The 19,132-nt window shown below is 64.6% G+C and carries 11 protein-coding genes and 1 tRNA gene; 9 read left to right on the forward strand and 3 right to left on the reverse strand.

Going from position 1 to position 19,132, the window contains the following annotated elements:
- Nucleotides 1–329 precede the first annotated feature (329 nt).
- Nucleotides 330–406: transfer RNA gene (locus P6U23_RS20160), tRNA-Arg, on the reverse strand.
- Nucleotides 407–705: 299 nt separating this feature from the next.
- Here P6U23_RS20160 and P6U23_RS20165 point away from each other — a divergent pair.
- From P6U23_RS20165 to P6U23_RS20190, 6 genes are all read left to right on the forward strand, one after another.
- Entirely contained in the window at nt 706–5,916 is a 5,211-nt protein-coding gene (locus P6U23_RS20165; protein WP_407174242.1) for an alpha-2-macroglobulin family protein, read from the forward strand.
- Between the two features lie 11 nt (nt 5,917–5,927).
- Nucleotides 5,928–8,126 carry a penicillin-binding protein 1C gene (pbpC, locus tag P6U23_RS20170; RefSeq protein WP_407174244.1) on the forward strand — a complete coding sequence of 733 codons (2,199 nt, stop codon included), beginning with the start codon at nt 5,928–5,930 and terminating at the stop codon, nt 8,124–8,126.
- A gap of 52 nt (nt 8,127–8,178) precedes the next feature.
- The gene (locus P6U23_RS20175) at nt 8,179–9,921 is read left to right on the forward strand and encodes an ArnT family glycosyltransferase (protein WP_407174246.1); all 1,743 of its coding nucleotides are present in this window, start codon (nt 8,179–8,181) and stop codon (nt 9,919–9,921) included.
- Nucleotides 9,921–10,712 (forward strand): phosphatase PAP2 family protein, encoded by a 792-nt coding sequence (locus P6U23_RS20180; protein ID WP_407181527.1) that lies wholly within the window; start codon nt 9,921–9,923, stop codon nt 10,710–10,712. The genes P6U23_RS20175 and P6U23_RS20180 overlap by 1 nt, the downstream gene beginning before the upstream one ends.
- Nucleotides 10,713–10,915: 203 nt before the next feature.
- On the forward strand, nt 10,916–11,641 hold the full coding sequence (locus tag P6U23_RS20185; RefSeq protein ID WP_407174248.1) for a glycosyltransferase family 2 protein: 726 nt from the start codon (nt 10,916–10,918) through the stop codon (nt 11,639–11,641).
- The gene (locus P6U23_RS20190) at nt 11,638–11,952 is read left to right on the forward strand and encodes a lipid-A-disaccharide synthase N-terminal domain-containing protein (RefSeq protein ID WP_407174250.1); all 315 of its coding nucleotides are present in this window, start codon (nt 11,638–11,640) and stop codon (nt 11,950–11,952) included. Before P6U23_RS20185 ends, P6U23_RS20190 begins: the two co-directional genes overlap by 4 nt.
- A 49-nt stretch (nt 11,953–12,001) precedes the next feature.
- Here P6U23_RS20190 and P6U23_RS20195 read toward each other — a convergent pair whose 3' ends face one another.
- Together P6U23_RS20195 and metC are read right to left on the reverse strand one after the other, a co-directional pair.
- Nucleotides 12,002–13,699: a Na/Pi cotransporter family protein gene (locus tag P6U23_RS20195; RefSeq protein ID WP_407174252.1), complete on the reverse strand. Its 1,698-nt coding sequence runs from the start codon at nt 13,697–13,699 to the stop codon at nt 12,002–12,004.
- A 151-nt stretch (nt 13,700–13,850) separates the two neighbouring features.
- Nucleotides 13,851–15,038: a cystathionine beta-lyase gene (gene metC, locus P6U23_RS20200; RefSeq protein WP_407174254.1), complete on the reverse strand. Its 1,188-nt coding sequence runs from the start codon at nt 15,036–15,038 to the stop codon at nt 13,851–13,853.
- A gap of 319 nt (nt 15,039–15,357) precedes the next feature.
- Here metC and P6U23_RS20205 point away from each other — a divergent pair, with 319 nt between their 5' ends.
- From P6U23_RS20205 to P6U23_RS20215, 3 genes are read left to right on the forward strand one after another with little or no spacing between them, the layout of a single operon-like run.
- A complete protein-coding gene (locus P6U23_RS20205) occupies nt 15,358–16,374 on the forward strand; it encodes an amino acid ABC transporter substrate-binding protein (protein WP_407174256.1) in 1,017 nt (338 codons plus the stop codon).
- A 26-nt stretch (nt 16,375–16,400) separates the two neighbouring features.
- Nucleotides 16,401–17,609, forward strand: coding sequence for an amino acid ABC transporter permease (locus tag P6U23_RS20210; protein ID WP_407174258.1), 1,209 nt, complete (start codon nt 16,401–16,403; stop codon nt 17,607–17,609).
- Nucleotides 17,606–19,129 carry an amino acid ABC transporter permease gene (locus tag P6U23_RS20215; RefSeq protein ID WP_407174260.1) on the forward strand — a complete coding sequence of 508 codons (1,524 nt, stop codon included), beginning with the start codon at nt 17,606–17,608 and terminating at the stop codon, nt 19,127–19,129. The genes P6U23_RS20210 and P6U23_RS20215 overlap by 4 nt, the downstream gene beginning before the upstream one ends.
- The last annotated feature ends 3 nt before the right edge of the window (nt 19,130–19,132 follow it).

Below are 19,132 nucleotides of genomic sequence, written 5' to 3' on the forward strand. Positions count from 1 at the left end.
CGGCGGACCCACCAAGCGACGCTAATGGCAGCATGGAGTTCGCAGCGGATGACGCGTCGTTCACCCACCCCGCGAGCTCTGCAATGCGCCTATCAGGCGGCGAATCGTCTATGGATTTGTCCTTGCGGTTGATGCCTCACGACTGTGCCGGACCCGCAGTCTTCCAACTCGTCGGTTTGGCATCCTAAGCAGTCCCGGCTGGCCGCACCTTGACCAGATTTGACGCTCTGCTGATCCGGGGGCGCAGGGTGAGGGCGAGCATGCCTGATTCCGCCGCCGGCTCTTGGCCTCAGCCGCCTTTGGCACCGCGCGCAAACTCTCGGGATCATTGGCGATCCCAGCAGGACTCGAACCTGCAACCCGCGGAGTAGAAATCCGCTACTCTATCCAGTTGAGCTATGGGACCGTCTCAAGGCGCGCCGCCAAACCGGCAGGCGACTTTCATAGCACTGCCAATATGAAAAATCCGCAATTGCGAAAAGAGTTTTCCGAACCGGTTTCGAGGAAGATGCGACAAAGGCGGTAAGAGGTCGGCCGCCAGCGGTCCGCCGCATGTTGCGCCCGTCCGGGGGCGCCGAGGTTCCTGGTTATTCTATGTCGATTGCGCCTTTCTGCTATTCAAGTTCCCCCGCCATCAGTCCGTCACCTTTTCGCACTTCTTTTCCGGCCGCGCGGCGCAGGTCCGCGGGCCCATGGAGCTCCGTCATGATCGGTTTGGTTCGCGCCGCGGCGGTTTGCGCCACGCTGGCGTTTGGCCTGGTCTCTGCATTGGCCGCGGACAAGGCCTTCAGGCGCGACGATCTCGCGGATTCCGCCATCAAGCTGGAGGCCCAGATCAAGGGGGAGGCGGGGCCGGTCGGCAAGTCCGCGGCTGGCTTGAGGGCCGACGCGGACGCCGCCTTCAAGCGCAACGATGTCCGCTCGGGCCTGCAGATCCTCGGGCAGATCGCCGCCGTCGCGCCGGAGGATGCCGGCAACTGGCTGCGGCTGGCCCGCGTCATTTTCCAGATCGTGCCGAAAAATTCCAGCGAGCAGACCTTCCTGCTCGAGCGCGCCTCGACGGCCGCCTATATCGCCTATCAGCGCGCCGGCAATCCACAGGACGAGGCGGATGCTCTGGCCGTGCTCGGCCGCGCCCTGGCGGAGCGGCATTTGTGGCGGCCGGCGCTGGACGCGCTCAGGCTCTCGCTCGATAGCCGCGAGGTTGCCGACGTCCGTGGACGGTATGAGAGGCTGCGCGACGAGCACGGCTTCAAACTCATGGATTACAGCGTCGATTCCGATTCGGCCTCGCCCCGGATCTGTTTTCAGTTCTCCGAAGAACTCGCCAAGCGCACCGACTTCACGCCATACGTCGCGCTGGCTGGTGCCGACAAGCCGGCGCTGTCGTCGGAAGAGAAGCAGCTTTGCATTGAGGGACTGAAGCACGGCGAGCGCTACAACGTCGTCCTGCGCGCGGGTCTACCCTCCACGGTGAAGGAGACGCTGCCCAAGTCGGCCGAGTTCAACGTCTATGTGCGCGACCGCAAGCCCTTCGTGCGCTTCACCGGCCGCGCCTACGTGCTGCCGCGCACCGGCCAGCGCGGTATTCCGCTCGTCAGCGTCAACACGCCGGCGGTCGCGATCGACGTCTACCGGATCGGCGATCGCAATCTGATCAACACCGTGATCGACAGCGATTTCCAGCGGCCGATCAGCAGCTATCAGCTCTCCGATCTCGGCGATCAGCGCGGACAAAAGGTCTGGTCGGGCGAACTGACCACGGCCACCACGCTCAACCAGGAGGTCACGACCGCATTCCCGGTCGACCAGGCGCTTGGCGACCTGCGGCCGGGCGTCTATGTCATGACGGCGGCGGCCAAGGGCCCGGGTACCAGCGGCGACGAGGACAGTCAGCTCGCGACCCAGTGGTTCATCGTCTCCGATCTCGGCATCACGGCCTTCTCGGGCAATGATGGCATTCATGTCTTCGTCAATTCGCTGGCATCCACCGCGCCGGTTGCGCGCGCCGAGGTGCGACTGATCGCGCGCAACAACGAGATCTTGGCCGCCCGCAAGACCGATGACGCCGGTCATGTGCTGTTCGAGGCGGGCTTTGCGCGCGGCGAGGGCGGGCTGTCGCCGGCGCTGCTGACGGTTGCGGGCGAAAAGGCCGACTACGCGTTCCTGAGCCTCAAATCCAACCCGTTCGATCTGTCCGACCGCGGCGTGGCGGGGCGGGCGGTCCCTGCGGGCGCGGATGCCTTCGTTTACGCCGAGCGCGGCGTCTACCGCTCGAGCGAGACCGTCTATCTGACTGCGTTGTTGCGCGACGGGCAGGGCAATGCGCTCACCGGCATGCCGCTCACCCTGGTGATCGAGCGGCCCGATGGCGTCGAATTTCGCCGTGCCCTGCTGCCCGACCAGGGCGCCGGCGGCCGGAGCCTCGCCGTTCCGCTCAATTCGGCCGTGCCGACGGGCACCTGGCGCGTTCGCGCGTTCACCGACCCGAAAGGAAGCTCGGTCGGCGAGACCACCTTCATGGTCGAGGATTACATCCCCGAGCGGCTCGAATTCGACTTAAGCTCCAAGGATAAGCTGATCAAAGCGGATGCTCCGGTGCAGCTTAACGTCGACGGGCATTTCCTCTATGGCGCGCCGGCATCGAACCTGCAGCTCGAGGGCGACATGCTGGTCGCGCCCGCCGCCGAGCGGCCCGGCTTTCCGGGCTATCAATTCGGCGTCGCCGACGAGGAGACCACCTCCAACGAACGGACCCCGATCGAGGACCTGCCGGAATCCGATGCCAACGGCGTCGCGAGCTTCCCGGTGAGCCTGGCAAAACCGCCGACATCGACCCGGCCGCAGGAAGCGCAAATCTTCATTCGCATGGCGGAGAGCGGCGGCCGCGCGGTCGAGCGCAAGCTGGTGCTCCCGGTTGCGCCGACCGCGGCGCAGATCGGGGTCAAGCCGCTGTTCGGCGATCGCAATGTCGCCGAAGGCGATAAGGCAGACTTCGACGTCGTGTTCGTTTCGCCCGAGGGCAAGACGTTGCCGCGCGATGGCCTGCGCTATGAGCTGTTGAAGATTGAATCGCGCTGGCAGTGGTACCGCCAGAACTCCTCTTGGGACTATGAGCCGATCAAGTCGACCAGCCGCGTTGCCGACGGCGATCTCACTCTTGCCGCCGACAAGCCGACACGCATCAGCTTCACGCCGCAACCCGGTCGCTACCGGCTGGACGTGAAATCGAGCGAGGCGGATGGGCCGATCACCTCGGTGCAGTTCGATGTCGGCTGGTATTCCGACGGCAGCGCCGACACGCCGGACCTGTTGGAGACCTTGATCGACAAGCCGGACTATCAGTCCGGGGACACCATGGTCGTCACGGTGAACGCGCGCACGGCCGGCAAGTTCACTGTCAACGTGCTCGGCGAGCGGCTTCTGACGACGCAGACCCTGGACGTCAAGGAAGGCACCACGCAGGTCAGGATTCCCGTCGGCAAGGACTGGGGCACCGGCGCCTATGTGCTGACGACCTTGCGGCGACCGCTGGATGCGGCGGCACAGCGCATGCCGGGCCGCGCCATCGGCCTGAAATGGTTCGGCATCGACAAGACGGCGCGCACACTCGCGGTCAATTTGTCGCCGCCATCGTTGGTCCGTCCGAACGCGACGTTGAAGATTCCCGTGAAGCTGACCGGTCTCAATCCCGGCGAAGACGCCAAGGTGGTCGTTGCCGCGGTCGATGTCGGCATTCTCAACCTGACCAATTACAAGCCGCCTGCGCCGGACGATTATTATCTCGGCCAGCGACGCCTGACCGCGGAGATCCGCGATCTCTATGGCCAATTGATCGACGGCATGCAGGGCACGCGCGGCCAGATCAGGTCCGGCGGCGATGCCGGCGCCGCCGAACTGCAGGGCTCGCCGCCGACGCAGAAGCCGCTGGCGCTCTATTCCGGCATTGTCACGGTCGCTGCCGACGGCACCGCCGAGATCAGCTTCGACATTCCGGATTTCGCCGGCACCGCGCGGGTGATGGCGGTGGCGTGGAGTGCGACCAAGCTCGGCCGCGCCAGCCTCGACGTCACGGTGAGCGATCCCGTCGTGCTTACCGCGACCTTGCCGCGCTTCCTGCTCAACGGCGATCACGGCACGATGAGCTTCGATCTCGACAATGTCGAGGGTGCGCCCGGCGACTATGTCATCGACGTGAAGACATCGGGGCCGGTCAAGATCGACGGCGATCCGGCGACGACGCTGCATCTCGCGGCCAAACAGCGCAGCTCGACCACGCTGGCGCTCGATGGCGGCGGCGCCGGTCCCGCGCAGATCGATGTCGCTGTTGCTGGCCCGAACGGGCTTGCCCTGGCGCGGCACTATGCGCTCGACGTCAAACCCGCCACGCAAATCCTGGCGCGCCGCTCGATCAGGACGCTGGCGAAGGGCGAAAGCCTGACGCTGACGTCGGACATGTTCTCCGATCTCGTGTCGGGCACCGGCAGCGTGTCGCTGTCGGCGAGCCTGTCGACGGCGCTCGATGCCGCAACCATCCTGCAGGCATTGGACCGCTACCCCTATGGCTGCTCGGAGCAGATCACCAGCCGCGCCATGCCGCTGCTCTATGTCAACGAGCTTGCAGCCGGCGCGCGTCTGGCGATGGACACCGATCTCGACCAGCGTATCAGGGATGCAATCGACCGCTTGCTCGCGCGCCAGGGCTCCAACGGCTCGTTCGGGCTGTGGTCGGCCGGCGGCGACGACGCCTGGCTCGATGCCTATGTCACGGATTTCCTGACCCGTGCCCGCGAAAAGGGCTTTGCGGTGCCCGACGGGCTGTTCAAGAACGCGCTCGACCGCATCCGAAACTCGGTCGTAAACGCCAGCGAGCCGGACAAGGACGGCGGGCGCGATCTCGCCTACGGCCTCTATGTGCTCGCGCGCAACGGCGCTGCGCCGATCGGGGACTTGCGCTATCTCGCCGACACCAAGCTAAGCAATCTGGCGACGCCGATCGCCAAGGCGCAGCTCGCGGCGGCGCTGGCGCTGGTCGGCGACCGCAATCGGGCGGAGCGGGTCTATGCCGCCGCGCTCGACAGCCTCAATCCCAAACCGGCGCTGGAATTCGGTCGCAGCGATTACGGCTCGGCGCTGCGCGACGCCGCCGCGCTGATCTCGCTTGCGGCCGAAGGCAATGCGCCGAAAGCGACGATCACGCAAGCCGTCGCCCGTGTCGAGGCCGCGCGGGGACTGACGCCGTATACCTCGACACAGGAGAATGCCTGGATGGTGCTGGCCGCCCGCGCGCTCGCCAAGGAGACGCTGGCGCTCGACCTCAACGGCGAGGCGGTCAAAACCGCGCTCTTCCGCAGCTACAAGGCAGGTGAGATGGCGAACAAGCCGCTCAAGCTCACCAACACGGGCGATGCGCCGGTGCAGGTGGTGGTCTCGGTGTCAGGCGCTCCCGTCGTACCGGAGCCCGCGGCCTCGAATGGTTTTACGATCGAGCGCAATTACTACACGCTCGACGGCAAGCCGGCCGATGTGAGCAAGGCCAAGCAGAATGACCGTTTCGCCGTGGTGTTGAAGATCACCGAGCCGAAGCCGGAATACGGCCATATCATCGTCTCCGACTATCTGCCAGCCGGGCTCGAGATCGACAATCCGCACCTGGTCTCCTCCGGAGACAGCGGCACGCTGGACTGGATCGAGGACGGGGTCGACGCGGCAGACACCGAATTCCGTGATGACCGCTTCACCGCGGCGGTCGACCGCGCCAGCGACGCCAAATCGGTGTTCACTCTGGCCTATGTCGTGCGCGCGGTCTCGCCAGGGAAATACGTGCTGCCACAGGCCTATGTCGAGGACATGTACAATCCCTCGCGCTACGGCCGCACCGGCACCGGCAGCATGGAGGTGCGGGCCGCGAAATGAGTGGTGGTGAGATGAGCGAAATGCCTCCGCAACAATCGTCGTCATGCCCGGGCTCCTCGCGGGCATTCACATCTTGCTCGCGCGCCAAGGACAAGGGCCTGGATGGCCGGGACACGCCAGGCCGTGACGGTGGAAAGCGGCGAGGCGTCCTCCGCGTTGCTGTGGTCGCCTTAGCAGGGATTTGCATCGCCAGCGTCTTCACGGCCTGGGTCGTCTCGCTCGGCCCGTTGCCGCTCGATAAGGCACGCCAGGTCTCCACCACCATCGTCGATCGCAATGGCAAGCTCCTGCGCGCCTATGCGATGGCGGATGGACGCTGGCGGCTGCCGGTCGATGCGAAAAGGGACGTCGATCCGATCTATCTCAACCTGCTGCTTGCGTATGAAGACCAGCGTTTCCGCAGCCACGACGGCGTCGATCCGCTGGCGCTGGCGCGCGCGGGGTTTCAACTTGTGACCCGCGGTCACATCGTCTCGGGCGGCTCGACCATCACCATGCAGCTCGCGCGATTGATGGAGCCGCGGCGCGAGCGATCGCTTTATGCCAAGCTGCACCAGATCGTGCGCGCGATCGAGCTCGAGCACGCGCTCACCAAGGACCAGATCCTGAACCTCTACCTCGCGCTCGCGCCCTATGGGGGCAATCTCGAAGGGATCCGCGCCGCTTCCATTGCCTATTTCGGCAAGGAGCCGAAACGGCTGTCGCTGTCGGAGGCCGCATTGCTGGTCGCGCTGCCGCAGTCGCCGGAGCGGCGGCGGCTCGATCGTTATCCGGACGCAGCGCGCGAAGGACGTGATCGCGTGCTCGACCGCATGGTCGAGGAGCATCGCATCAGCAGCGACGAAGCGGCGCAGGCCAAGGCGGTGCCGGTGCCGAAGCTGCGCAAGCCGATGCCGATCCTGGCGCCGCATTCCGCCGATCAGGCGGTCGCGATCATGAAGGATGCGCCGGTCATCAAGCTGACGCTGGACTACAACTTGCAAAGGATGCTCGAGCCGCTCGCGCGCGACCGCGCCGCCGCGCTGGGGCCGAACATTTCGGTGGCTATCATCGCGGTCGATAACGAGAGCGGCGATGTGCTCGCCCGTGTCGGCTCGGCGGATTATTTCGACGATAGGCGGGCAGGGCAGGTCGACATGACGCGCGCGGTGCGCTCGCCCGGCTCGACGCTCAAGCCCTTCATCTATGGCCTCGCTTTCGAGGACGGTTTCGTTCATCCGGAGAGCCTGATCGACGACCGTCCGATCCGCTTCGGCTCCTATGCGCCGGAGAATTTCGACCTGACCTACCAGGGCACGGTACCCGTGCGCAAAGCGCTGCAACTGTCGCTGAACGTGCCGGCGATTGCGCTGCTCGACCGCGTCGGCGCGAGCCGGCTGTCCGCGCGCTTGCGGCAGGCCGGCGGCAATCTGGTGTTGCCGAAGGACGAGGCACCGGGGCTCGCGATGGGACTGGGTGGCGTCGGCGTCACCTTGCAGGATCTTGCTCTGCTTTATGCGGGGCTGCCGCGGCTTGGAACCACAAGGCCGCTCCGCGAGATCATCGGCGTCAAGGACGATGCTCGCGAGCCGCTGCGGCTGATGGATCGCGTGGCCGCCTGGGAGGTCGGCAACATTCTGTTGGGCACGCCGCCACCGGAAAATGCGCCGCATAACCGCATCGCGTTCAAGACTGGAACCAGCTACGGCTATCGCGATGCCTGGTCGATCGGATTCGACGGCCGCATGACGATCGGCGTCTGGGTCGGCCGCCCCGACGGCGCCCCGGTCCCCGGCCTCATCGGGCGCAATGCGGCCGCGCCGATCCTGTTCGACGCTTTCGCGCGCAGCGGAAAGCTGCCAACCCCGTTGCCGAAGCCGCCGAAGGGTGCTCTGGTCGCGAGCAATACCAAATTGCCGCTGCCGTTGCGGCGGTTCCGCCCCCTCGGGGAACTGGTGCGCGCCGGCGGCGGGCAGCCGCTGCATATCCAGTTCCCGTTGGACGGTTCCCGGATCGATGTGGACCGTGCGGACGGCCCGGAGGCCGCCGCGATGCCGGTGAGGGTTTCCGGCGGCGTGCTGCCGATCACCATGCTGGTGAACGGCAGGGCCGCCGGCGAGATCGACGGCCGCAGGCAGCGCCTGATCGATCCGCCGGGACCGGGATTTGCGCGTCTCACCGTGATCGACGCGACTGGCGCGGCCGACACAGTCGTCGTGAGAATCCAATAGGTCCGCCTTAAGCGGTTGTGGGGATAGCGGTTTCGGCGTATGCGGAACCCCCATGGCCGACACTTATGCCCGCCCTCGATTTGGCGCCTCGCGTGAGCCCAAAAACCTGGTCAATCCAGGGGGCCGGCTCGTCCGCATGATCGATTTCGTCACCGGCAGCCACACGCGCGCGGTGGCTTTTCTGCTGCTTTGCGGGCTGTTGTTCTTCCTGCCGGGGTTTTTCAACATCCCGCCGGTCGATCGCGACGAGGCGCGCTTTGCGCAAGCGACCAAGCAGATGGTCGAAACCGGCGATTTCGTCGACATCCGCTTCCAGGAAGACGTGCGCTACAAGAAGCCGGTTGGCATCTACTGGATGCAGGCGGCCGCCGTCCAGACCGCCTCCGCCCTTGGCCTGCCGCGTGCGGAGTTGCGCATCTGGGTCTATCGGATTCCGTCGCTGATCGGAGCGATCGGCGCCGTGCTGCTGACTTACTGGACGGCGCTCGCCTTCGTGACGCGACGCGGGGCCGTGCTCGCGGCGCTCCTGATGTGCGGTTCGGTCCTGCTCGGGGTCGAAGCGCGGCTTGCCAAGACGGATGCGATGCTGCTGCTCACGGTCGTTGCGGCGATGGGCGCCATGGCGCGGGCCTATCTGTGCTGGCAGCGCGGCGAGGATCCCGCGCATCCGCCCTGGAGTTGGCCCGCGATTTTCTGGACCGCGCTGGCTGGTGGCATCCTGATCAAGGGTCCGCTGATCCTGTTGTTCGCAGGCCTGACCATCGTCACGCTGGCGTTGCTCGATCGCAGCATCGCCTGGCTGCGGCTGCTGCGCCCCGTCTGGGGCCTGATGTGGACGCTGGTGCTCGTGCTGCCCTGGTTCGTTGCGATCTTCTGGCGCGCGGGCGATGCGTTCTTCGCCGAGTCCGTCGGCGGCGACATGTTGAGCAAGCTCGGCGCGCAGGAATCCCACGGCATGCCGCCGGGGCTCTATCTGCTGCTGTTCTGGGTGACGTTCTGGCCAGGCGCACCGCTCGCCGCGATGGCCGCGCCCGCGGTCTGGCGGGCGCGGCGCGAGCCTGGCGCGCAGTACCTCCTGGCGTGGCTGGTGCCATCCTGGATCGTGTTCGAGGCGGTGCTGACCAAGCTGCCGCATTATGTGCTGCCGCTTTACCCGGCCATCGCGATCCTGACCGCCGGCGCGGTTGAGCGGCGCGTGCTCTCGCGGTCCTGGCTGATGCGAGGATCGGCCTGGTGGTTCGCGATTCCGGCGCTGGCATCGTTGATCGCGGTGATCGGGGCGATTGCGCTAACCCGGCAGCCGGCATTCCTGGCCTGGCCATTCGTGGCGGCGGCATTGATCTTCGGTCTGTTCGCCTGGTGGCTTTACGAGGATAGCCGGGCCGAGCGCTCGCTGCTGAATGCGGTGGTTGCGGCGCTGTTTCTGGCCTTTGCCATCTACGGCGTGGTGCTGCCGTCCTTGACACCGCTGTTTCCGAGCGCCGAGATCGCGCGCGCGTTGCGCAACGTTCGTTGCGTCGGACCGAAGGCCGCCTCAGCGGGCTTCCACGAGCCGAGCCTCGTGTTCATGACCGGCACCTCCACGCTGCTGACCGATGGGTCGGGCGCGGCGGATTTCCTGAACCAGGGGAGCTGCCGCTTCGCGCTGGTGGAAGCGCGTTCGGAGCGCAGTTTTGCGCAGCGGGCCGAGGCAATCGGGCTGCGCTACAACGTGGCGAACCGGATCGAGGGCTATAACATCTCGCAAGGCAGGTCAGTTTCGATCGCAATCTTCCGCTCCGAAGGCACGGAGTGATGTCCATCTCGGTGCTCGGCGGTGAATCCCAGAACTATTTCGTGCAACTCTTTGCGCTCTCGCGTTCGTCGGTTGCGCAGCTCGTGCGTGCGCCCTCGCATGCGCGGCGAGGCGCGGCCGCGCGGCATCTTGGGCGTCAGCTCCTGCTGCTCACGGCAATCGGCGGCGCGCTCGTCGTTGTCCTCATGATCTCCTTTGATGCGACGGAGATCACATTGATGCCGCCGCGCGGAACGCCATCGCTTTGGCCAGTGCGAATTCTCACCGACTTCGGCAAGGACATCTATGTGCTGTGGGCCTTGCTGGCCGCGCTTGCGGTGATCGCATTGCTCACGCCCGCCTTGCATGGCGCCTCACGCGCCAGGGTTTTGCGCCTGGGCACACGGGTGCAGTATGTGCTGTTGGCAGTAGCATGTTCGGATCTGCTGTCCGAGATTCTCAAATACGCGATCGGTCGCGGCCGACCTTTCGTGGGCGGGAAGGCGAATGCCTTCAATTTCATGCCCTTTGCCGGAACCGAGGCCTACTTCAGCCTTCCATCCTCACATGCGGTGACTGCCTTCGCCCTGGCCTTTGCGATCGGCGCGGTCTGGCCGCGGGCTCGCGCTGTGATGTTCGCTTACGCCGTTGTCATTGCCGGGACCCGTCTGGTGCTGCTCGCCCACCATCCGAGCGATGTGGTTGGCGGTGCCATCGTCGGAATCGCCGGCGCCATGGCCGTGCGCTACTGGTTTGCCGCGCGTCGTCTCGGCTTCGCCATTCGTTCCGACGGCAAAATTGTCCCGATTTAGGCCTTTTGCCCGGACTTGATCCGTTTGGGGAAGGGCTCCCGGAGTTCTCCGGGTCACGTTCTAAAAGGGTTGCCCGCGCCGCTTCAGCCCCATAAGAAGCGGGCGCAGCAGTGTCCCGGAACCCTGCGCTTTTGTGCGGCTGACCATCTCATCTGACGAGCGTCGATTTGCCTTCTTCCGACAAACCGGTTTCTGACGGTGCCTTGGCGGTTTCCATCGTCGTTCCCGTCCGTAATGAGGCCGAAAACATCGTTCCGCTGATCGAGGAAATCTCGGCGGCGCTCGATGGCCGCTGGGCCTATGAGATCATCTACGTGAACGATGGCTCGACGGATGCGACGGCTGAGCGGCTGGCGGTCGCCATGAAACGGTGGCCGAACCTGCGGCAGCTCAAGCATGCGGTCTCGTCAGGCCAGTCCGCGGCTGTGCGCAGCGGCGTGCGGGCCGCGCGCGGCACCATCGTGGCGACGCTGGACGGCGACGGCCAGAACAATCCGGCATTCCTGCCGGACTTGATCCGGGCGGTCGAAAGGGGCGGGATGCGGGTCGGGCTTGCCGCGGGCCAGCGGGTGGGGCGCAAGGACACGGGCTTCAAGAGGTTTCAATCGCGCGCGGCCAACGCCATCCGCAGCGCCATCCTGCATGACGGCACGCGTGACACCGGCTGCGGGCTCAAGGCATTCCGACGCGAGGTGTTCTTGATGATGCCCTATTTCGACGGGCTGCACCGATTTCTCCCTGCGCTGGTGCGGCGTGAGGGCTATGACATCGCCTATGTGGACGTGATCGATCGGCCCCGCCGGTCGGGCGTGTCGAACTATGGCTTCTTCGACCGGCTCTGGATCGGGATCATGGATCTCTTGGGCGTATGGTGGCTGATCCGGCGCAAGAAGCCGACTCCTGTGGTGACCGAGGTAACGTCGACATGACCGCCCTGATCAACTACCTGCACGATGTCTTTGTCATCAAATTCGACGCCTGGGTCGTGCTGGGCTTTGTGGCGCAGGCGTTCTTCACCATGCGCTTCGTGGTGCAGTGGATCGCCTCGGAACGCGCGCGCGCCAGTGTGATTCCGGTCGCATTCTGGTTCTTCTCGATTGGCGGCGGCGTCCTGCTGTTGGTCTATGCACTCTACCGTCGCGATCCCGTCTTCATCGCTGGCCAGGCGCTCGGACTGCTCGTCTATATACGTAACCTCTATTTCATTATCCTGACCGGCCGGCAGTCGTCGAAGGCGTGATTTCGGCCTCGGGCGAACGGTCTCTTCCCCTTCGGCCGCTTCCTGCTCGTCAACCTGCGGAGGCAGCGTCCTTGTCGTCGGTTGCGCCTTCATCAGGCTCGACGACCCTCAGACGGCTTGGCCGTAGCGCGCCCGCTCGCTCCAGCACCGGATAAGCGACCGAGCAGATGTGCGAGTGGATACGCTTCAGGTCACGCAGCACGTCGAGATGCAACGAACTCGACTCGATGCTCTCGGGGCGACGCTCACGCAGTCGCTCCAAATGGCTCTCGGCGGCGGCCAATTCTGCCGTGCGCAAAGTCGCCTTCTCCGCAATGAGCTGCCGGGCGATCTTCACATCACCGGACATGAAGACACTGAACGCGAGCTTGAGGTTACTCATCACTTCCTGGTGGAAGGCCTCCAGCTCCGCAGCGCCCTGTTTTGAGAAGGCGAGCTTCCGCTTGATCTTCTTCTGGGCGAGCTCCATCAGATTCTTGTCTATGATGTCGCCGATGTGCTCGAGGTTGATGGAGAAGGCGATGATCTCCATTGCACGGTGACCGTCGCGTTCGTCCAGACTCTCTCGTGTGAGCTGCGTCACGTAGAGCTTGACCGCCTCGTCGAGCTTGTCGACCGTGTTGTCCATCCGGCTGACCTCGGCGACAAGGCGGCGATCGTCGGTCATCAGCGCCGTCATGGCCTGACGCAGCATGGTCTCGACGATGTCACCCAGATGAAGAACCTCGCGCTCCGCGCAGGCGAGCGCGACCGACGGTGTACCGAGCGCTGCCTCGTCAAGATAGAGCGGTGAGGCGGGATTGTTGGGTTTCGCACGTTCGGGCAGGAATTTCGTCAGCAGCGAAGCCAACCAGCCAAGCGGAAGAATGAAGAGGATCGCCAGCGCCAGATTGAACGCGGTGTGGAAGTCCGCGGTCATGCGCGAGGGATTGGGCTCGAGCCGGCCGAGCACCTCGGCGATCGGATGCAGGAACGGCAACACCAGGGCACAGCCGACCAAGCGGTTGAGAAGGTTGCCCAACGGCAGCCGGCGGCTGGCCGGGTTGCTGCTGTTGCTGCCTTCGATAACCGGGTTGATGGCACTTCCGAGGTTTGCACCGAGCGTCAAGGCCAGCGCCGCCACGGGCGTAATGAAGCCCGAATAGGCCAGCGACATGATCAGCAACACGACCGTGACGCTCGAATGGGCGATCCAGGTCAGCACTGCGGCCATCAGGACGCACAGCATAGAGTCGCCGGTGATCGCGGCGAGAAGCGTGCGAACCACGGGCGCATCCTCGGCCGGCGCAAGCGTATCGAGCAGGATATGCAACGACAACAGCATTAGCCCTACGCCGATGGCGACCCGGCCGAGATCGCGCGTGCGGGTCTGGCCGCCTCGCTTGAATGCGATCACGCCGACCACAAACAGCAATGGTGCCACCGCCGTGACATTGAATGATAGAGCTTGAACGATGAGCGTCGTGCCAACGTTCGCTCCCAGCATGATGGCCAGCGCGGGAGCAAGATCGACCGCGCCGCCGGTGACGAATGAGGAGGTCATCAGGCCGGTCGCGGTGCTGCTTTGCAGGAGCGCCGTGACGGCGAGGCCGGCTAGAAAGGCCAGAAATCGGTTACGCAGCGCTGTCCCGAGAAAGCGCCGCAGGTCAGATCCGAAGGCACGGACAATCCCGCTGTGGACCATGTGAAGTCCCCACAGCAGCAGCGCCACGCCGCCCATCAGGTCGAGCAGGACCATGCTTCCCATCGGCTCTCGATCCCAGCATTGCTCGGAAACATCAGGCTATCGCCAAATGGCGAGCGATCAATGGTTTTCCTGAAAACGCCGTCGGTCAAACGCTGCGTTAACGTCTCCGCCGCCTTGGCGTTCCTGATCGGAGACGGCCGTCGCTGCGCATCTAAGCTGCGTTGAACACCGCAAAACCGCGGTCGAGATCTGCCTTGAGATCTTCAACATTCTCCAGCCCGATGTGCAGCCGCAGCGTCGGTCCCCCGGGCGCCCATCGTGTTGCGGTTCGATACTCGGTGCAGTCGAAGGGAATCGCGAGGCTCTCAAAGCCGCCCCAGGAATAGCCCATGCCGAACAGTTTCAGGCTGTTGAGCATGGCGTCGACCGCGGCTTGCGGCTTTGCTTGCAGCACGATGCTGAACAATCCGGATGCGCCGGTAAAATCCCGCTTCCAGATCGCATGACCGGGATCGCTCTCCAGCGCCGGATGCAAGACCCTGATGACCTCGGGCCGGTTCGCAAGCCAGCGCGCCATCTCAAGACCTGCACGATGATGCTGCGCGAGCCGCACCGCGAGCGTCCGCAATCCACGCAGCGCCAGGAACACATCGTCGGGCCCGGCGCAAACGCCGAGCAGGCGGATGGCCTCGCTGACCCTCGGCCAAGTCTTGGCATTGGCCGAGATGGTGCCAAACATGATGTCGGAATGGCCGCCGATATATTTGGTGGCCGCCTGGATGCTGATATCGACGCCTTGCTCCAGGGAGCGGTGATACAGTGGGGTCGCCCAGGTGTTGTCGTCGATGACGAGCGCACCGCGTTCATGCGCCACGGCCGCGATGGCCAGGATGTCCGGCATCTCGAAAGATTGCGAGCCGGGCGCCTCGACCAGGACCGCCCTGGTGTTGGGCTTGAATAACTTTTCGATCGCCCCGCCGATCAAGGGATCGAAATAGGTGGTCTCAATGCCATAGCGGGCGAGCATGCCGTTGCAGAAATTGCGGGTCGGCCGGTAGGCATTGTCGCAGACGAGCAGGTGGTCACCGGTTTTCAACACCGCGAGCAGAGCGGTCGAGATTGCCGCGAGCCCGGAGGGCGCCAGGCCAACACCCGCGCATTGTGGCCCTTCCAGCGCCATCAGCGTTTCCTGCAGCGCTTTCGTCGTCGGCGTGCCATGGCGGCCGTATTGGAACTCTCCGCGATGGGCGTGCAGATCCTCCGCCGTCGGATAGAGCACGGTCGAGCCGTGCACCACCGGCGGATTGACGAAGCCCTTCTGCGCCTTGGTGTCGCGGCCGGCGGTCACCAGTGTGGTCTCGGCTTGCTGCCCGCTCGGTAATCCACTCGAAGAACCCATCTGTCAGCCGCTACCTTAAGTTTTGTCGCCGCTCGCGGCATCAGTTCGATCCGTTGGGGCGGAATTGTTAGTAACAGGACAAAGAAGAGGTGCGTCAACCCCTTGACCCGGCGCGCCAGTCGTTCTGTGATGCAGGGGAGCTATTCAGTCGCCGCACGTTGAGGGGCTTGCCGCGACCTCCGATCCATCGCTTGGCCGGTCTGCGCGTTAACCGTGTTCGGGTTAGCGTTTGCGGCAGGGATCGCCGGGTTGGCCCAATGACGTTATGCGTTGAAAAGCGAACGCCCATGAGGACGACCCCTTGAAAAGGCCCTTTGCCATGAAACGCGTACCCTTGTTGTTCACTTTTGCCCTCGCCGCCGTGTTCTCCGCCCAGGCTGCCGGCGCGGAAACGCTCAAGACGGTCAAGGACCGGGGCATGCTATCCTGCGGCGTGAGCCAGGGTCTGCCGGGCTTTTCCTCGCCGGACGACAAGGGCAACTGGACCGGGCTGGATGTCGATGTCTGCCGCGCGATTGCGGCGGCGATCTTCGATGATCCGACCAAGGTCAAATTCGTGCCGCTCTCGGCCAAGGACCGTTTCACGGCGCTGCAGTCGGGCGAAATCGACGTGCTGTCGCGCAACACCACCTGGACGCTGTCGCGCGACACCTCGCTGGGCGCCAACTTCACCGGCGTGACCTATTATGACGGCCAGGGCTTCCTGGTGAAGAAATCGCTGAAGGTGAACTCGGCGCTCGAGCTGAACAGCGCGTCCGTGTGCGTGCAGACCGGCACCACGACCGAGCAGAATCTCGCCGATTACTTCAAAGGCAACAACATGAAATACGAGGTGATCGCGTTCCAGAGCGCCGACGAGACCGTCAAGGCGTATGAATCCGGTCGCTGCGACGTCTTCACCTCCGACGTCTCCCAGCTCTACGCCGAGCGCCTCAAGCTCGCCAATCCCGCCGATCACGTCGTGCTTCCCGAAGTGATCTCCAAGGAGCCGCTCGGCCCGATGGTGCGCCATGGCGACGACCAGTGGTTCGATATCGTCAAGTGGACGCTGTTTGCGATGATCGATGCCGAAGAGCTCGGCGTGACCCAGAAGAACGTGGACGAAATGGCGAAGTCGGATAAGCCGGACCTGAAGCGCGCCTTCGGCACCGACGGCAATCTCGGCGAACAGCTCGGCCTCACCAAGGATTGGTTCTCCCGGATCATCAAGGCGGTCGGTAACTATGGCGAGTCCTTCGACCGCAATGTCGGCGCCGGCTCCAAGCTGCAGATCGCGCGAGGTCTGAACCAGCTCTGGAACAAGGGCGGCATCCAGTACGCTCCGCCGATCCGCTGATCTCCTCGACGCGAACGGCTGCGGCGATGAGTATCGACGACGTCCGGTCACCACCGCCGCAATATGCGCTCCGGCTGAAGCGGGCCCTTGGCGGCCGCGCCGGCTGGGGCGGCTTTGCGTTGCAGATCGTCTTCGTGATCGCGCTGGCCTGGATCGGCTACGAGATCGTCGCCAATGCCCGCGCTAACCTGGAGACGCAGCGGATCACCTCGGGCTTCGGCTTCCTGCGGAATACCGCGGGCTTCGACGTCAGCCAGACGCTGATTCCCTATTCAGGATCCGACACCTATACGCGCGTGTTTTTCGTCGGACTGCTCAACACGCTGCTGGTCTCGGTGATCGGCATTTTCTTCGCCACCGTGATCGGATTCATCGTGGGCCTCGGGCGGCTGTCGCCGAACTGGCTGGTGTCGCGCGTGGCCGGCGCCTACGTCGAGCTGGTGCGCAACCTGCCGCTTCTGTTCCAGATCCTGTTCTGGTACCTGGCCGTGCTGGCCGCGCTGCCCGGCCCACGGCAGAGCATCTCGCTGTTCAACAGCTTCTTTCTCTCAAATCGCGGTCTGGTGATTCCAAGACCTCTCGCCGAACCAGGGCTTGATGCCTTCCTGATCGCGCTCCTCGTCGCGATCATTGCCGCGCTGGCGCTACGTTACTATGCGCGTCGGCAATTGTTCCAGAAGGGAAGGGCGATCCACATCTGGCCCTACGTGCTCGGTCTCCTCGTCGGGCTGCCGCTGGCAAGCTGGCTTATCTTCGGCGGACCGTTCGGTTTCGAGGTGCCTGTCCTCAAGGGCTTCAATTTTGCCGGCGGGACGCGCGTCATTCCGGAGTTCGTGGCGCTCACGGTCGCGCTGTCGACTTATACTGCCGCGTTCATCGCCGAGGTCGTGCGCGCCGGCATCCTGTCGGTGCACAAGGGCCAGATGGAGGCGGGCGCCTCGCTGGGCTTGAGCCGCGGCGCGACGCTGCGGCTGATCGTGGTGCCGCAGGCGCTGCGCGTCATCCTGCCGCCGCTCACCAACCAATATCTGAACCTCACCAAGAACTCGTCGCTGGCGGTGGCGATCGGTTATCCGGATCTCGTCTCCGTCTTTGCCGGTACGACGCTGAGCCAGACCGGCCAGGCGATCGAGATCATCGCCATCACCATGGGCGTCTACCTGTTGATCTCACTGGTGACCAGCGCGATCATGAGCCTGTACGGATGGCGGCTGAGCCGGAGCCTCGGGCAATGACCGATATGACTGCTTCATCCTTTGTTCGCGGGGCGCTGGTCGCCGAGCGGCCCGCGCCGGTCAAGACCACGGGCCTTGTCGGATTCTTGCGCACCCGGCTGTTGAACTCGCCGACCAACGTCCTACTCACAATTCTCGGCATTCTCCTGCTCTGGTACACGGTCATCCCGGCCATCAGATTCATGCTGGTCGATGCAGTCTGGCAGGGCACCGACCGCAATGCCTGCCTGGAGCAGAATGCCGGCCACGCCGTCGGCGCCTGCTGGCCCTATATCGGCGCCAAGCTCGATCAGTTCATCTACGGCTTCTATCCGACGCCCGAACGCTGGCGGGTCAATCTGACCTTTGCGCTGGGCGCAGTTCTACTGCTGCCGTTGCTCGTTCCGCGCCTGCCCGGGAAAGGCATCAATGCCGGCCTGTTCTTTCTCGCGTTTCCCGTGGTCGCCTTCTTCCTGCTGCATGGCGGCGGGTTGAATGGCTTTGGCGTGAGCTGGACCACCGCCCTGCTGTCCGCCTTCGCCGACAGCATCAAAAGCGCGGGCGATGCGCTCGTGCGGGCGGGAGGGGCGATACCGGTCATCGGACCCGTGCTCTGGCTGTGCGGGCAGCTCGTCGTCGTCATCGGCGTGACGCTGTCGCTGATCCTTCTGCCGCTGGTTTGGCTGCGCGACCAGATCCAGGCCGCCGGCCGGCCGGTCTGGGTTGATTTGGCGTTGACCGCGATCATCGTCTCGGGATTGTTGTTTTGGCTGGGCGGCGGCATGCGCGCCGGTTGGCGGACGCTGGCCACGAGCCTCGCAAGCTTTGCAGGCATCGCCATCGTGATCGCCGTCATGGGGCTCGACCGCGGCGGCCTGCCCATCGTCGATACGAGGTTATGGGGCGGCCTCCTGGTGACGTTGGTGGTGTCGGTGACAGGTATCGTCACCTCGATGCCGATCGGCGTCGCGCTGGCCTTGGGCCGACGCTCGACCATCCCGTTGATCCGGATCTTTTCGATCGCCTTCATCGAGTTCTGGCGTGGTGTGCCGCTGATCACGGTGCTGTTCTTCGCCACCTATATGCTGCCACTGTTCCTGCCGGGCAATTTCACCGTGGACGGCCTGGTACGCGCCCTGATCGGCGTTGCCCTGTTCTCCGGCGCCTATCAGGCCGAGGTGATCCGCGGCGGGCTGCAGGCGATCCCGCGCGGACAAACCGAGGCGGCGAGTGCGCTGGGGCTCTCCTGGTGGAAGATGACGGCGCTGGTGGTGATGCCGCAGGCGTTGCGCCACGTCATCCCGGGTCTGGTCAACAGCTTCATCGCGCTGTTCAAGGACACCTCGCTGGTGTCGATCGTGGCCCTGTTCGACCTGTTGGGATCGCTGCGCGCCTCGTTCTCCGATCCGAACTGGGCGACGCCGACGACCGCGTTCACCGGCTTCGCCTTTACCGGAATGATCTATTTCGCTTTCTGCTTCGGAATGTCACGCTACTCATTGTTCGTCGAGAACCGCCTCAATCCTCACCGGCGGAGCTGAACC

The sequence above is a fragment of the Bradyrhizobium sp. STM 3562 genome (assembly GCF_045571435.1).
GTDB lineage: Bacteria > Pseudomonadota > Alphaproteobacteria > Rhizobiales > Xanthobacteraceae > Bradyrhizobium.

Coding starts and splice junctions, on each gene's coding strand:
- P6U23_RS20165 (WP_407174242.1), top strand. CDS start 706: ATGATCGGTTTGGTTCGCGCCGCGGCGGTTTGCGCCACGCTGGCGTTT.
- P6U23_RS20205 (WP_407174256.1), top strand. CDS start 15,358: ATGAAACGCGTACCCTTGTTGTTCACTTTTGCCCTCGCCGCCGTGTTC.
- metC (WP_407174254.1), bottom strand. CDS start 15,038: ATGGGTTCTTCGAGTGGATTACCGAGCGGGCAGCAAGCCGAGACCACA.
- P6U23_RS20190 (WP_407174250.1), top strand. CDS start 11,638: ATGACCGCCCTGATCAACTACCTGCACGATGTCTTTGTCATCAAATTC.
- pbpC (WP_407174244.1), top strand. CDS start 5,928: ATGAGCGAAATGCCTCCGCAACAATCGTCGTCATGCCCGGGCTCCTCG.
- P6U23_RS20180 (WP_407181527.1), top strand. CDS start 9,921: ATGTCCATCTCGGTGCTCGGCGGTGAATCCCAGAACTATTTCGTGCAA.
- P6U23_RS20175 (WP_407174246.1), top strand. CDS start 8,179: ATGGCCGACACTTATGCCCGCCCTCGATTTGGCGCCTCGCGTGAGCCC.
- P6U23_RS20195 (WP_407174252.1), bottom strand. CDS start 13,699: ATGGGAAGCATGGTCCTGCTCGACCTGATGGGCGGCGTGGCGCTGCTG.
- P6U23_RS20210 (WP_407174258.1), top strand. CDS start 16,401: ATGAGTATCGACGACGTCCGGTCACCACCGCCGCAATATGCGCTCCGG.
- P6U23_RS20215 (WP_407174260.1), top strand. CDS start 17,606: ATGACCGATATGACTGCTTCATCCTTTGTTCGCGGGGCGCTGGTCGCC.